Raw genomic sequence first — 15,075 nt, 5'->3', positions numbered from 1 at the left:
CGTCCAATTTCAACTGGCGCTATACATTGGCAGAGCGAAGGCTAACGACTGCGGATTTCTGAGTGTGAGACGGCTGCAATCGTCACCGCATGTGTCCTTAAAAAATGGGAGTTCTGTGCAAGATCAGCTCTGCACAGGACTCCCGAATTTTCCCCAAAACCGCATGTGCGGTATAGGTCAAAAAAACAGTGCCCACAGCAGATGCGGAATCATTTGCTGTGGGCACTGAATTTATTGTGGGCCCTCCGGGGCTCGAACCCGGGACCTGCGGATTAAAAGTCCGTAGCTCTACCAACTGAGCTAAAGGCCCACTGTGGAATGGCGGCGCATACACGCCCCAACCACAGCAGCTATTGTATAGGGCGATTGCCGTTCGCACAAACCTAGCGCTGCGCAACAGTCGAGAGCACCCATCTTCCGCCGGCGGTCGACCTTGTTTGAGCTGCGCCGCAATACTTTTAGCCCACGGTTGCTGGGCTCCGTATTTCGTGCCGCTACGACAGCACAGCTTTACTATCTAGTGATCGAGTTTTTTCCAACGTCGACTGCACAGTCAAGCCCCCTCGTTGGCGGCTGCCAGCGAGGGGGCTTGATAAGTGGCCACAGGTGAGGAGTTGCCGCTGTGTGTTCACTCAGCGGGCGTGCTCCAAGTGTCGCTTAGGACAGTTTCATGGTGCCGGTGTCCTGGAAGCGCTGGTGGAAGCTGAGCGCGGTGGCGAGATCATGCGGGGTTTGCATGGTCTTGTTTGCTTCAGCCTTAGCCAGTGCACGCTCGTAGTACTCTTCGAGCAGCGGACGGTAGTCCGGGTGAGCCAGTGCGATCATCTTCTTCACCTTTTGGCGTGGTGCCAGGCCACGCAGATCGGCGTAGCCATATTCGGTGATGATGACCTTGACGTCTTGCTCGGTGTGGTCGACGTGGGAAACCATCGGCACGATCGCCGAGATTGCGCCACCCTTGGCATCGGAAGGGGTGATGAACGAGGAGATCAGACCATTCCGGGTGAAGTCTGCGGAGCCGCCCACACCGTTCATCATCCGGGAGCCGGTGACGTTGGTGGAGTTCACGTTGCCGTAGATGTCAGCTTCGATCAGGCCGTTGGTGCAGATCAGGCCGAGACGACGCACGACCTCTGGGTGGTTAGAGATCTGCTGCGGACGCAGAATAATGGTCTTGGCATACTTGCTGGCTTCCTTGTTCATCCGCTCGGCATATTCCGGCGACAGGGAGAACGAGGTTGCAGAAGCGACCGTCATCTTGCCGGCGTCGATGAGATCGACCATGCCGTCCTGGATCACTTCGGTGTAGGCCTTAATGTTTTCGAACTTCGAGTCCAGCAGACCACTCATCACCGCGTTTGGCACGTTACCAACACCGGACTGCATGATGTAGCCGTCATAGGTGAGACGGCCGGCAGCAACTTCGCCCTCCAGGAAGTCGAGGAAGTGGCCAGCGATCTGCTTCGACTGGTCATCGATCGGCTTGAATGGGGCGTTGCGGTCTGGCAGGTCGGTTTCCACCACTGCCACAACCTTGTCCAGGTCGATGTCAATATAGGTGGTACCGATGCGCTGCCCTGGGTCGGTGATCGGAATTGGCTGACGGTTCGGCAGTTTATTGATGCGGTAAATATCCGCCATGCCTTCCAGCTCTTCAGACTGCCAGGAGTTGACCTCGATGATGATCTTTTCAGCATTGTCGAGGTATTCCACGTTGTTGCCCACCGAGGAGGATGGCACGAGGTGGCCATCTTCGGTGATCCGCACCGCTTCAACGATCGCGACGTTCATCTGGCCAAAGAAGCCTTGTTCCACATACAGACCAGACTCGGAGAGGTGATAGTCCATGTAGTAGGTGGTGCCGTCGTTGATCTTCGAGCGCAGGATCGGATCCGACTGGTATGGGGTGCGGAAGCGGATGGCGTCAGCCTCAGCAAGCACACCATCGCAGTCAGGTGCGGTGGAAGCGCCAGTAAACAGGCTGATCATGTATTCTTCGCCACGCTCGTGGGCGGCTTTCGCTTTGTTCGCGATAGCGGTTGGCAGTGCCTTCGGGTAGCCAGCACCGGTAAACCCGGAGATTCCTACATTGTCGCCATTGTTGACGAACTCGGCGGCTTCTTCAGCCGTCATTACCTTGCCGCGGAGCTTGGCATTGGCGATCCGGTCGGACATGTACTTCCTCCTGTTATGTTCCATCCTGCAGCCAGTTTGGGCAGCGGGTGAGCTTGCCGATCGCTTCACTGATCGCACAGTCACTTCACTGATCGGAATGTTTCGGCGATTGGCAGGATGGAAAAATGTGACGGTGTAGGGTGCGCCGCGGTAGGGATGCGGGTATCCACCAGCCGGTGGGCTAGATCGCTGCTCCCGCGGTCACGTTACTTTCCCCACAATAGGGGAGTTCCACCGGCGATGGGATCGATTTCGACGATTGGGGGATGACAATAACCCGACAATCCCCCCGCCGCGAAAAAGGCCCACACCAGGACTACGCTGCAAAAACCGCTATCCAGTGGCACGCTTGCAGCCCCTGAGCTAGCGACAAGTCGGCGCAAAGATCGCCACCCCAATACCCCCAGATAGGGTGCCGCATTCGGGCATATACTCTCGAAATCCCTGGAGAATATCACCCCAAATCCTTCACCCCCGGCATGCGGTGGTCGCCATCGCAGTCGGACAGCTTGGGCTGTGCGTCTCTCCGTTCTTCCCGTATGGCCACAGATCATCACTGCCGGTAGTGCGTAACTCATCCCACCCCAGAGTGCACAGATTGAGCCTGCCGGCTATGAAAGCTTCCCAAACAAGCTGGGACAGCTTCCCAAATTCCCAAACGAGTCGTAGTCCTCCCACACAAGTCGAGACACCCTGCGATACGGTGTCCAAAGACCGCGTCGCCCGAATACCGCGTCGCAGCCTTCGCTGCCGCCCAAAGTTGGACGACGGTGGTGAAACCTGGAACACTAACGCCGTGGTTGATGACAGTGGAACACAACAGACAGCATCCGCAGCGCAACGCGATCCGCTGCGCATTGGGGCGCTGACGCTAGTATCGCCGGTAATTTTGGCACCGATGGCCGGGGTGACCAATGTGGCATTTCGTAGTTTGTGCCGGGAACTCGAACGCGACGCCTTCGGTACCGTCGCCGGACTCTATGTCTGTGAAATGGTGACTGCTCGGGCGCTGGTCGAACGCAACGAGAAAACGCTGCACATGACCACCTTCGCCCCCGATGAGCAGCCGCGCAGTTTGCAGCTATACACCACTGATCCGAAATACACGTATCTTGCAGCGAAAATGATCGTTGACGAGAACTTGGCCGACCATATCGATATGAATTTCGGCTGCCCTGTACCGAAGGTGACCCGGCGCGGCGGCGGCGCCGCACTACCCTACAAGCAGCGACTTTTCGCAGCAATTGTGGGCGCTGCAGTGAAAGCCTGTGAAGGAACCGATATTCCGGTCACCGTCAAAATGCGCACCGGTATTGACGCTGAGCATATGACGCATCTTGCTGCCGGCCGGATTGCGGTGGAAGAAGGCGCGCAGGCGGTCGCGATTCATGGTCGTACTGCCGCGCAACGCTATGCCGGTCACGCCGACTGGGATGCGATCGGCGAATTGGTGGAGCATCTTCGCCCTACTGGGATTCCAGTGTTAGGCAATGGGGATATTTTCGCTGCCGAGGATGCCGCCGCAATGATGGAACACACCGGCTGTGCCGGGGTTGTGGTGGGTCGCGGCTGTTTGGGACGTCCATGGCTGTTTACCGAGTTAGCTGCAGTACTCAATGGTCATGAAAAACCAGCGCCACCGACGTTGGGGCAGGTGTGCAGTATTGTGCTGCGGCACACCGAATTGTTGATCGCGCATGATGGTGAGCAGCGGGCGATGCGCGACATTCGGAAACATATGGGCTGGTATTTCCGCGGGTTCCCGGTCGGCGGCCAGCTGCGCGCTGATCTTGCCCGGGTATCGACTTTTCACGAATTATGTGAACTACTGGCACCGTATCGTGATGCGGTTGCAGTCGCCGATGATGCTGATGGGGCGCGTGGTCGGCAAGGCCGGGCAAAGAAAGTTACCCTGCCGGAAGGCTGGTTGGATGATCCCTATGATCTCACCGTTCCGGTTGGTGCAGAGATTGAAAATTCGGGCGGCTAGCAGCTAACACCGCCAGCATTCAGCGAGCAGCCAGCACCGCAAGTACCCGGCTTGGATGCCGCAGCTATCAGCGCACACCAGGATCCAAGGGAACTGGCACGGAGTAACACACGCAGACGGTGAGAACTAACACACGCCGACGGTGAGAACTAACACACGCCGCCGGTGAGGGCTAACACACGCCGCAGGGAGGGATAACAACCCCACCAGGCTGGTGATGATCTGATCTGTGGCGGTGAATAACACAACATGGCTGCTGTTGCTCACAAGATATCTTGCCCCCTGCTCACCGCACACTTGGCTGATGCCTGTCTCGACAGACTGGGCTTGCGACACTCTTAAGGTACTTTGACTCCCCTAGTTGCGGTGCGGCTGGCGCACCGCTGCTTCTCCGAGCGAAGCGCTTCCAACGTTCCGTCATGACACTTCCCTACTGCGTGGCACCCAACCACCACACAGCCCACCCATTTGGGGGAATAAAAACCAGTTTCTTGGCGAGGCAGTGCAGCGCCCGTTCTGGCGGCAAATCGCACCAAAGTGGTAAGCCGGTTTGCCAGTTGACCAGACTTGCACAGGTTACCGGCGAGTAACCGCAGCAGTACCGTCAAGTTACCGGCCACAAAACAGCCCATATACAGTCTTGGCGAAACAGCTGCGGTGCCGATATTGCACCGTCACCTCCCCCATTCGCCAGTTGATGTCGATCTCGGGAAAATGGTTGAACATCCCGGCGCAGACACCCTCGTGCCCGGCGACTCGTATCCCCCGGAAGTACCCCTCAAGAGGCTTTCCCTGCCGCACGATAGCCAATATATTGCATAGTATGCGCAGCTCTTACCAGGAACGACTCGACCGGTTTGCCCAAGATCTCATCGTCATGTGTGACACTGTGCAGGTCATCATGCAGCAGGCAGCGAAGGCGCTGCTAGCGCAGGATCTCACCGCCGCCGAACAAGCACTTACCCTCACCGATGATCTCAAACCGATCACTCAACGCTGCGAAGAACGAGCCGTGCAGCTGCTTGCTTTGGAAGGACCGCTCGCCCGCGACCTGCGGCAAGTAGTGTCCAGTATCTATATTGTGGAAGACATCTCCCGCATGGCGACGTTGGCAAAACATATCGCCACCACCGCCCGGCTGCGGCATCCTGCACAGGTGCTCCCTGAGCCGCTCGTCGGCTATTTCGAAGAATATTCGCGGCTCGCCCAAGAGATGACCCAAAAACTGGGTGATCTCCTCACCGACCCGGATGATGTGGATGTGGCAGTGGTGTTCGGCGCCGACGATGACGCGGTCGACGATATTCAGAAACATTTATTCCTTCTTCTTACCGCCCGCCCGTGGGAACACTCCACCACCCAAGCCGTCGATGTGGCACTGCTGTCGCGCTATTTCGAACGCTACGCCGACCACATTGTCAACGTTGCTAGCCGAATCATCTATCTGTCCACCGGCATGAAACCAGCCGAATATCTGGCCAACCGGGAAGCCGCCCAACGCGGGGAACGCTTCGATGATCGACTCGCCGCCTTAGAGCATCGGCTGGGGATCGCGCCACAACCCAAACCCCACAACCTATAGACCGACAGGAATAGGCATTCCCCACGCACCCTAACTACGGCCAGAAAGTGGCCTGTGAGCAGCGGAAACAATGAGAGTTTTCACTGCCGGAATTGAGCAGAGTACACTTTTTCCATGCCACATGTAACAGGATTTGATCGCGAACAATATATCGAAATGCAGTCGGAACATATCCGGCAGCGACGCGAAGAAATCGGCGGCAAACTGTACCTGGAGATGGGCGGCAAGCTCTTCGATGACATGCATGCCTCCCGGGTGCTGCCAGGGTTTACCCCTGACAACAAGATTGCCATGCTCGATCGAATCAAAGACGAGGTAGAAATCCTTGTCTGTTTGAACGCTAAAGACATCGAACGCAACAAGATTCGCGCCGACCTGGGCATCACCTATGAAGATGATGTGCTGCGTCTGGTGGATGTGTTCCGGGAGCGGGGATTCCTGGTCAACAATGTGGTGCTCACCCAAATGGACGACACCAACACCAAAGCGGTGGAATGCAAGCAGCGCCTGGAACGGCTGGGGTTGACAGTTTCCCGCCATCGGGTCATTCCCGGTTATCCCTCCGACACGGACTTTATCGTCTCGGAGGCGGGACTTGGCCGCAACGAATTCGCCGAAACCACCCGTAACCTGGTGGTGGTGACCGCCCCAGGTCCTGGTTCCGGGAAACTTGCCACCTGTCTTTCGCAGATCTACCACGAGCATAAGCGGGGTGTGAATGCCGGCTATGCAAAGTTTGAAACCTTCCCGATTTGGAATCTGCCGCTGGAGCATCCGGTGAATCTTGCCTATGAGGCGGCAACGGTCGATTTGAATGATGCCAATGTCATCGACCATTTCCACCTGTCGGCGTATGGCAAGTCGACGGTGAACTATAACCGGGATGTGGAAGCCTTCCCACTGCTGAAAACCCTGCTGACGAAACTTACCGGCAACACCCCATACCAGTCCCCGACCGATATGGGTGTGAACATGGCCGGTAATTGCATTGTTGACGATGCAGCCTGTCGGGCTGCTGCAAACAATGAGATTATTCGCCGCTACTTCCAAGCGCTCGTCGACGAGGCACGCGGCGCGAAGGATTCCACCGATTCGGATCGGGCGGCAGTGGTGATGGCGAAAGCCGGGTTGAAAGTCACAGATCGCACTGTGGTGCAGCCTGCCCGTGCCAAAGCAGAAGCCACTGGTCTTCCTGCGGCTGCCCTCGAGTTGGGCGATGGCACCATTGTTACCGGCCGCACCAGTGATCTGGTGGGCTGTTCCGCGGCAGTATTGCTCAATGCTTTGAAGCATTTAGCTGGCCTCGACCCCGATATGCATCTGTTGTCGAAGGAAGCCATCGAGCCGATCCAAGAGTTGAAGACGGTGCATTTGGGTTCCCGGAATCCGCGGCTGCACACCGATGAGGTGCTCATTGCACTGTCGGTGTCTGCTGGCCACGATGAGGATGCGCGCAAGGCTTTAGAGCAGTTGAAGAATCTGCAAGGCTGCGATGCGCACACCACCACTATTTTGGGCAGTGTCGATGAGGGAATTTTCCGCTCTCTTGGGGTGCTGGTCACCAGCGATCCCGTGTTCGCGAAAAAGTCGCTCTACCAAAAGCGGTAACACACTACCCGCCACCTGGCACAAACCGGCACGGTTGACTTCCCACGCGCGCAAGCGTCCACCTGCACCACCGGTGCAGCGTAGCCGGTGGCGGCCGCTGTAACCGCTGCACACAGTACAGCGCCGACAAGGTTTCTTGCGGCAAGGGGATCACCCTTGCTCAACACCATTGTCGGCGCTGTTTTTTCGGCGATGCAGCCGTGGAAGCCGTGCGACGGTTCCATTCAATGTGGTTGGCGCATTACTTCACGCGGGTTAGCCGAACCGTCCGGAGATATAGTCTTCGGTTTCTTGTTCCTGCGGATGTTCAAACATTGCCGCAGTAGGCCCTACTTCTACCAGCCGACCCGGTTTCCCGGTTGCCTCCAATGAGAAAAACGCAGTCTGGTCACTCACCCGCGCCGCCTGCTGCATATTGTGGGTGACGATCACAATGGTGTAGTCATCTTTCAGCTGTGTGATGAGTTCTTCCACCGCCAGCGTCGAGATCGGATCAAGTGCCGAACACGGCTCATCCATAAGCAACACATTCGGCTTTACTGCGATCGCCCGGGCAATACAAAGCCGCTGCTGCTGTCCACCGGACAGCCCACCGCCCGGCTTGTCGAGGCGATCTTTGACTTCCTCCCACAGATTCGCCCCCCGCAGGGCTTCTTCGGTGACGGCAGCCAGTTTGTCCTTATTCTTCTCCCCGGCAAGGCGCAGACCTGCTGTCACGTTCTCGGCGATGGACATTGTGGGAAACGGGTTCGGTTTTTGAAACACCATCCCGATGGTGGAGCGTACTGCCACCGGATCCACATCGGGGTCGTAAATATTTTTCCCGTCGAGCAGAATCTCACCGGTGACCCGCGCACCGGGGGTGACTTCATGCATACGGTTGATGGTGCGCAGCACTGTGGATTTTCCGCATCCGGACGGACCGATAAACGCGGTCACCGCATTCGCCGGGACGTGCAAGTTCACATCTTGCACCGCATGAAAATCACCGTAATAAATATTGACATCGTGTAAATCGAGTTGTTCAGCCATGACTGTGTTTCTTCCCGAATCCTTATTCGACGTTGTTGCTTGATAAAAAGGGGGCGCGAGCAGCCAGCAGCTTCGGGCAGCCGACTTGACGCTGCGGACCTACCACTGGCCGGGCGGCGACAGGCCGCCGGCGGGCAATATGGTTAGCGTTTTGCTGGTGCCCACATGCGGGCAAGAAGTTTCGCACCTATGGTGAGTACCGCGATAAAGAACACCAGGGTCAGTGCCGCACCCCACATTTTGTCAACGGCAGGGCCTTGAAAATCGGCGCGATACATGTCCAGCATCATCAGTGGCAGCGAGGATTGATTGCCCTGCCAGGGGTTAAAGTTCAACGATGCGGAGGATCCCACCAGGATCAGCACTGGGGCAGATTCGCCCATGACACGGGCAATAGCAATCATCAGCCCGGTGACAATGCCCGACAGTGCGGTGGGCAGCACAATAGTGATAATGGTTTTCCACTTGGGAATGCCGAGCGCATAGGCGGATTCCCGCAAATCGTGGGGCACTACTTCCAGCATCGACTCGGTGGTGCGCACCACCACAGGGATCATGAGCAGCACCAATGCCAGACTTACCGCGATCCCGGAGCGTTGAAAACCACAGAGCACGATCCATGCCGAGTAGATAAACAGTGCCGCCACAATAGAGGGCACCCCGGAGAGAATATCGACCATAAAGGTGGTGATCTTGCCCAAGCGGCCACCTTCGTCATATTCGACCAGATAGATGGCGGTGGCCAAGCCGATGGGGATAGCGATCGCGGCACAGACCCCGACTTGCATTGCGGTGCCTACTATGGCGTGGATCGCACCGCCGGCGGCCATGTCACTGGTGACACCAAGCTGGGATTTTGTCCACCATTCAGCGGTGATAATGCTCCCGATGCCGCGGCGAACAAGCTCACTGACCACCCACAGCAGCGGGATCAGCGCAATGCCGATGGTGGCAGTGATGATGACTGTTGCTAGCTGGTTGTTGATCCGGCGGCGGGTGGTGAGTCCAGCCGCCAAGGGGGCGGGCGTCTTGCGAGTAGCTGGTGTTGTTGTCGGTGAGGTCACGAATGGTCACACTCGTTTCTGATCGTTGAACAAGCTGGATCGAGCAGGATTGGTATCAGGTGGTCTCAACAGGGCTATCGTTTGGCTTTCCCGACGGCACGACGGGTAATGACCAGGCGGGCAACAGCGTTGACGGCAAACGTAAGCGCGAACAGCACAAGCCCTGCGGCGATATAGGCGCCGGCTTTGATATCGTCGTTAAACTCAGGTGCGGCGTTGGCGATCGCGGTGGCAAACGTGTTGCCGCCATCAAATACTGACCAGCGGAATCCCGGCGCGGAGGACACCACTAAATACAGCGCCATGGTCTCCCCGAGGGCACGCCCCAACCCCAGCATGCTGCCCGCCACGAACCCGGCGCGCCCGAAAGGCCACACAGCAAGTTGCACGACTTCTAACCGGGTTGCTCCTAAAGCGAGTGCCGATTCGATGTGACCGGTTGGGGTTTGGGCGAATACTTCCCGGGCGGTTGCGGCAATCACCGGCAAAATCATGACCGCGAGCACTACCCCACCGGTAGCCAGATTGCGGGAGGTTGCAAGCGATGGACTGTTGGCGTAGGTGGTAAATAGTGGCAGCGCTCCGAAATGGGTGGTGAGGAAGGTAAAAAGTGGTGAAAGTGCAGGACCTAGCACTGTCATACCCCACAGTCCGTAGACGATTGAGGGCACAGCTGCGAGCAGGTCGATGACAAATCCGAGTGGCTGTTTCAGCCAGGGTGGGCTGTAGCAGGTGAAAAAGATCGCTACCCCTAGGGCAACGGGCATAGCGAGGAGGAGCGCGATCAGGGAGATCACCACGGTGACGCCGAACAGGTTGGGGATACCGAAATACATCGCTTCCCGGTTGGTGGTGTCCCAGTCGCCGGTGTAGCTGAAAAATCCGAGCCAGCCGGCGGCGTTGCGCTGGAGGGCAGGGACAGCCCGCCACAGGAGGAAGAGTCCAATTGCCCCAATGAGCAGGCTTACGGTGATCGCGGCACTAGTGGTGCCGAGCCGGGCGAGGGTTTCTGCCCGTCGGGTTTTCCCACCAGTGGTGAGCAATCCAGGCGGGGTGGTGCTGGTGGGTGTGCCAGTCGGTGGTGGGGGCGGTGTGGCCGGGGTGTTTGACGGGAGTTGGGCGGGACCGCGGCCGGTGCGGCCGCGAATGTCGTGATCAAGATGAGTCATCGTATCCAAGCAGGCTTCCACAGCGGGGATGGACAGTTTCGGGGTGGTCGGTTGCTGTAGTGCGAGTACGGGTGGTTTGCGCGGTGACTGTTGCAAAGCGCATGTTGCTGCGCATGCCGCACCACACCGACCGGAGTCAAGCAATAAGGAGTAGTCGTGCTGGAAAAAAGGGTGGCGGAAGTGCGCGAGCAGCGAAGGAATTTCAGCGAAAAAGAGGGGAGAAGAAGTAAGGGTTATGGGAAGGCGGTGAGACGAACATGAAGGGGAAGAAGCGGGGTGGGAGCTAAGATTGCACAGTCGGGAAACTTGGAGGTGCCGTGGGCACCACAAGTTGCTGCAGCACACCCCACGCCGGCACGCATTTGTTCTACAACGTCTGCCGGTGCACTGCCACGGGAAGATGCGCGAAGGTTGTTGCACCACCCCGGATCTGCCCTGGTACACGATGCGGGGTGGTGCCAGCACAGACTCACTGCTGCTTGATAGCTTCCTGCTGCTGCACACCAGGGTGACGCATATTCGCCAGTGGTCGCTTCGCTATTCGATGGCGGCAACTGCTGCTTCGAGTTTGGCTTTATAGTCACCTTGAACCGGGATATAGCCCTTTTCCGCCAGGGTGTCATCTTGCACGGACAGCGCCACGGAAAGGAAGTCTTTTACCCTGGCTGCAACCTCAGGTTCGTAGCCTTTCGAGCACACAATCTCATAGGTGGTCAACACCAGCGGATAGGCGCCGGGGGTTTGCATGGCGAAGAGTTGCTTCGCATCCACCACCATGTCGTGACCGCTGCCAACATAGGTGAGGTTGTCGAGCGCAATCCCAACCGAATCGGGATCAAGGGCAACAGGTCCTGCCCCAAAATCGATTGCCGCAACATTGACGTCAGCAACATCGCGGGTAAAACCGGCCTCCACATAGGTGATGGCACCTTCGGTGGCAGCCACTTCTGTCACTACCCCTTTCGAGCCGTTTGCCCCGGCACCGGTGGCGGTGGGGAAGGATTTCCCGGTGGTTGACCATTGCCCAGGGGCGGCGGCGGTTAAGAATTTTTGGAAGTTGTCGCTGGTTCCGGATTCTTCCGACCGGTAGATCACCGCAATCGGGGTATCAGGCAGGCTCACTCCCTCGTTGAGGGCCGCAATAGCAGGATCATTCCAGGTGGTGATGGTTCCTGCGAAGATTTGTGCAATCACTGGCGGGGACAGCACTACTGTATCAACCCCAGAAAGGTGATAGGCCACAGCAACCGGGCCGATCACCAATGGCAGATGCCAGGCAGGATTGTTGTTACAGCGGGCTTGTGCCGCGGTTTGTTGTTCATCGTTTAAAGGCGAGTCGGAGCCGCCAAAATCGACGGTGCCGTTAATGAACTGTTTCTGCCCCGCGCCGGAACCGGTGGCGGTGTAGTCGAAACTTGCCCCGGGGATCGTCTGCCCGTAGGCGGCACGGAAATATTCCATTGCTTTCTGCTGGGAGGTGGCACCTTCCCCGGTGAGCTGACCGGTTTGGCCGGTCACTTCAGCATCAGCGGCAGCACTGACCGGTGCAGCCTGTTCGGATTGTTCATTACAGCCGGCAAGCAAGAGTGCGGCGGCAGCGACACCGGCGATAATTGAACAATTGCGACGATAACGTGGGTTGTACACGGATACCTACTTCCTTGAACCGAAAAGCTATACACAGGGTGAAGGGAAAGTCTCAGGGGGTGCAATGATGGTTATCCCATCAGCCAAGCACCTTCTTGGCAGTGCTTCCGCCGGCTGGTGGACTGGTTAACCATGCCGTTGGCCAGCCCAGCAAAGCTGCTGGAATACCCAGGTGGTTGGGTGCTACCTGCCCTGACAATCAAGGGACTCTAACGAGGCGAAGTAACGGGTAGGCGACCAGAAAGGAAACTTCTTCCCCCATCGGGCGCCGTTGTAACACCCGAGGTTGGCTTCGCCGCCACCCAGTCGTAGGGCAGCACCCATGATTGCTGCTTCCCCATCACCGCCTGCTGCGGCATTGCTGAAGAGGTAACCCCTGAACACCGGCAACCCGGCCACGCTGATATCCGAAGCAGGGCAGCATTTGGTGCTGCCCTGCCATCAGCGATGCCCCACATCCCCGCTGTGCGGCAGGTAACAGTCAAGTAAACAGCTTGTGAAGTATGACTTTTCACATGAGCAACAGCATGCCCTCACCCCCGCCCACGTTCAGGGGTGAAAGCCGGGCATGGCACACCCCTGGGACTCCCCGCCAGGTGTCTTGGGTTACCTAAAGTTCACCCCCCACTAGCGCTGCGATCCCACCTTCGGCGCTGCCGCGTTGCAATGTCCCTGCCCCAGGCTACAGCTGGTGTTCCCGGCTGGACTGCAGCGTCTCGCTAACCTGGGAAAACTGTGGCAGGAAACTGGGCAGATCCAGGCCGCTGTAGTTAGTCGCCGGCTGCCTCTGCGGCACCGCTCGTGCCCGGGGTGTCCTTGCCGTCATTGTGCCGGTGAAAAACCACATGGGTTTCCGCGGTGGTGAACCCTAGGCGACGATAACCGGCCACTGCAGGAGTGTTATCTGCTTCCACATACAGCACAATTTTGGTGACTGCTGGCGCACCGGCACGCCCCTGCAGCAGGTCACGCAGACCTTGCGCCATCAGCGGTCGAAACAGGCCCGTGCCTTGATAGTGCGGGGCAATACCGATGACATAGACTTCCCCCACCCCATCCGGGTGTCGTTTCACCCAGTGGAATCCAGCCAGTCGGCCAAGTCCGGCAACTACTTCCGGATCATGGTTCGCATCAGCTGCTGGCGGGTGGATCTCGGCACCCGGTTCAGCAGCAGTATCCCACAGCAGATGGACCGAATTCGGATCAAACCAGTCCACCTCCATTGCCCGCTGCAGCGTTGCCTGCGACCAGCCGCCTTGTTCGGGATGCCAGTCGAATGCGGCATTATTGACCGCCACCCAGGCTGCCGCAACAGCGGTGGGATCAGCAACACTACAGGCTTGCTCATAGGTGGTGAAACGACGCTGAGCGGGAAGTGTCATCAGCCCGGTAGTGTCTTGCTGCTTTGCCACCACCCTTGCAGCATTATCATTATCACTGGCGAGCACCAGCAATTCTCGAGTGATGGACAGACCCAATTGCTTCGCAAGATGCACAGCGGCTGGATGTTGACCATGTGCCCACACATCGACGACCCCGGCGGCAAAGAGGTGGGCAAGCAGCTGGCTGCCGATGCCGGCATTTCGTGAGTGTGGCGCCACCACACATTCGGCCTGTGCATCGCGTTGGACAGCCACTGCCACAATGGGTTGGGTTTGCTCACTGGTATCGACCACCCCGTACACGGTCACCGCCGCGGTACTGTCGGTTCTTCCATCGGTGATTGCCCTGCGGAATTGTTCACTGATTGCTGCAATTCCGTCGACAGAGGTCGCCTCGTCGATCACGCTGAGCAGCGTGGTCTGCAGGTCGTCGGACAGGGGCTGGGAGTAGGTTTCGATACGAAAAGCCATGGCTTCGACCCTAGCGCACCCGTCACCACTGCAAGCAGGAGCAGCCAGCAGGCTCATAGCGCGGCACCCGGTTAGACGCTGCTGTGCGCTGGCGGCGAACACACTTTAAGGCAATCGCTGCTGGCCGCTATGATCAGGACATGAGCGAAAACGATACGAATCCACAGCACAGTGAAGAAGCCACTGGTGCCACAGCAGCCGATGCCGCCACCACCACCGGTCCGGTGGTCGATACCGCAGCCGATGCGCAGGCCGCTGCCCCGCAAAGCCCGTTCTTGTCCGGGAGTGCAGCAGTGAATCTGGCTGCCGAACAATCCAAAATCACCGCCGAGAAAAATATCCCCAATTTGGAAGGTCTGCCGGTTGCCGATGACACCGCCAACCTGCGGCAAGGCCCCAATCTTCACGACGGTCTGCTTGCCCTCCTGCCGCTGATTGGTGTGTGGGAAGGGCAAGGCCAGGCTGATACCGCAGAAGGTGGCAGCTACCCGTTTGGGCAGCGGCTCACCTTTGCCCACAATGGTGAAAACTACATCAGCTATTCGTCGAAGATTTACAAGCTCGACGAACATGGGGAAGCAATCGGCTGGGCGGAGCAAGAAGCCGGTTTTTTGCGGATCAGCGAATCCGATGAGATGGAATTTGTCATCACTCACGCCGCTGGCGCAGTCGAGATTTTCTATGGTGATCCGCTCAACGAGCGTGCCTGGCAGTTCGAAACCGCCTCTACCATGGTGACCGCCACCGGCCCGAAAGCATTAGGCCCTGGCAAACGTTTGTACGGGCTGATGCCAAATAATGATTTGGGCTGGGTTGATGAGCGGGTCGTCGACGGTGAACTCTTGCCCCGCATGTCCGCGCAGCTGCGCCGCATCGTCGGCTAGTGCCTGCCCCCGCAACACAACATTTCACAGCAGGAACAAACAAGCAGCTGCAGGCGCTGCATCTGTAAGGA

10 protein-coding genes and 1 tRNA gene are annotated in these 15,075 nt (G+C 58.0%); 4 read left to right on the top strand and 7 right to left on the bottom strand.

Features of this window, described 5'->3' with window-relative positions:
- Nucleotides 1-237 precede the first annotated feature (237 nt).
- Nucleotides 238-310: transfer RNA gene (locus CCHOA_RS01875), tRNA-Lys, on the bottom strand.
- A gap of 347 nt (nt 311-657) precedes the next feature.
- The gene (gene scpC, locus CCHOA_RS01870; protein WP_123926165.1) at nt 658-2,175 is read right to left on the bottom strand and encodes a succinyl-CoA:acetate CoA-transferase ScpC; all 1,518 of its coding nucleotides are present in this window, start codon (nt 2,173-2,175) and stop codon (nt 658-660) included.
- A gap of 850 nt (nt 2,176-3,025) precedes the next feature.
- On the opposite strand from scpC, the gene dusB reads away from it, so the two are divergent.
- The 3 genes from dusB (at nt 3,026) to CCHOA_RS01855 (ending at nt 7,355) form a co-directional block, all read left to right on the top strand.
- Nucleotides 3,026-4,165, top strand: coding sequence for a tRNA dihydrouridine synthase DusB (gene dusB / locus CCHOA_RS01865; RefSeq protein ID WP_281273296.1), 1,140 nt, complete (start codon nt 3,026-3,028; stop codon nt 4,163-4,165).
- An 823-nt stretch (nt 4,166-4,988) separates the two neighbouring features.
- A complete protein-coding gene (locus CCHOA_RS01860; RefSeq protein WP_123926161.1) occupies nt 4,989-5,747 on the top strand; it encodes a phosphate signaling complex PhoU family protein in 759 nt (252 codons plus the stop codon).
- Nucleotides 5,748-5,861: 114 nt separating this feature from the next.
- Nucleotides 5,862-7,355, top strand: a complete 1,494-nt coding sequence (locus CCHOA_RS01855) for a DUF1846 domain-containing protein (protein ID WP_123926159.1) — start codon at nt 5,862-5,864, stop codon at nt 7,353-7,355.
- Between the two features lie 255 nt (nt 7,356-7,610).
- Here the strand turns inward: CCHOA_RS01855 and pstB are convergent, their stop codons facing one another.
- From pstB to mshD, 5 genes are all read right to left on the bottom strand, one after another.
- Nucleotides 7,611-8,387, bottom strand: a complete 777-nt coding sequence (pstB, locus tag CCHOA_RS01850) for a phosphate ABC transporter ATP-binding protein PstB (protein ID WP_123926157.1) — start codon at nt 8,385-8,387, stop codon at nt 7,611-7,613.
- 143 nt (nt 8,388-8,530) lie between these two features.
- Entirely contained in the window at nt 8,531-9,403 is an 873-nt protein-coding gene (gene pstA, locus CCHOA_RS01845) for a phosphate ABC transporter permease PstA (protein ID WP_245992218.1), read from the bottom strand.
- Between the two features lie 122 nt (nt 9,404-9,525).
- Complete coding sequence (gene pstC / locus CCHOA_RS01840; RefSeq protein ID WP_123926151.1) at nt 9,526-10,620, bottom strand: phosphate ABC transporter permease subunit PstC; 1,095 nt, start codon at nt 10,618-10,620, stop codon at nt 9,526-9,528.
- Nucleotides 10,621-11,157: 537 nt separating this feature from the next.
- Nucleotides 11,158-12,267, bottom strand: coding sequence for a phosphate ABC transporter substrate-binding protein PstS (gene pstS, locus CCHOA_RS01835; protein WP_123926149.1), 1,110 nt, complete (start codon nt 12,265-12,267; stop codon nt 11,158-11,160).
- A gap of 770 nt (nt 12,268-13,037) precedes the next feature.
- On the bottom strand, nt 13,038-14,120 hold the full coding sequence (gene mshD / locus CCHOA_RS01830) for a mycothiol synthase (RefSeq protein WP_164472346.1): 1,083 nt from the start codon (nt 14,118-14,120) through the stop codon (nt 13,038-13,040).
- Between the two features lie 140 nt (nt 14,121-14,260).
- On the opposite strand from mshD, the gene CCHOA_RS01825 reads away from it, so the two are divergent.
- Nucleotides 14,261-15,004 carry a heme-binding beta-barrel domain-containing protein gene (locus CCHOA_RS01825; protein WP_123926145.1) on the top strand — a complete coding sequence of 248 codons (744 nt, stop codon included), beginning with the start codon at nt 14,261-14,263 and terminating at the stop codon, nt 15,002-15,004.
- The last annotated feature ends 71 nt before the right edge of the window (nt 15,005-15,075 follow it).

This window comes from Corynebacterium choanae (assembly GCF_003813965.1).
GTDB lineage: Bacteria > Actinomycetota > Actinomycetes > Mycobacteriales > Mycobacteriaceae > Corynebacterium > Corynebacterium choanae.
The sequence above is the reverse complement of the archived record's forward strand: the minus strand, read 5'-3'. Positions and strand labels throughout refer to the sequence as shown.

Bases quoted from the DNA above. Each gene is read 5' to 3' on its own strand.
- scpC (WP_123926165.1), bottom strand. From the start codon at position 2,175: ATGTCCGACCGGATCGCCAATGCCAAGCTCCGCGGCAAGGTAATGACG.
- CCHOA_RS01860 (WP_123926161.1), top strand. From the start codon at position 4,989: ATGCGCAGCTCTTACCAGGAACGACTCGACCGGTTTGCCCAAGATCTC.
- CCHOA_RS01855 (WP_123926159.1), top strand. From the start codon at position 5,862: ATGCCACATGTAACAGGATTTGATCGCGAACAATATATCGAAATGCAG.
- pstB (WP_123926157.1), bottom strand. From the start codon at position 8,387: ATGGCTGAACAACTCGATTTACACGATGTCAATATTTATTACGGTGAT.
- pstC (WP_123926151.1), bottom strand. From the start codon at position 10,620: ATGACTCATCTTGATCACGACATTCGCGGCCGCACCGGCCGCGGTCCC.
- mshD (WP_164472346.1), bottom strand. From the start codon at position 14,120: ATGGCTTTTCGTATCGAAACCTACTCCCAGCCCCTGTCCGACGACCTG.
- CCHOA_RS01825 (WP_123926145.1), top strand. From the start codon at position 14,261: ATGAGCGAAAACGATACGAATCCACAGCACAGTGAAGAAGCCACTGGT.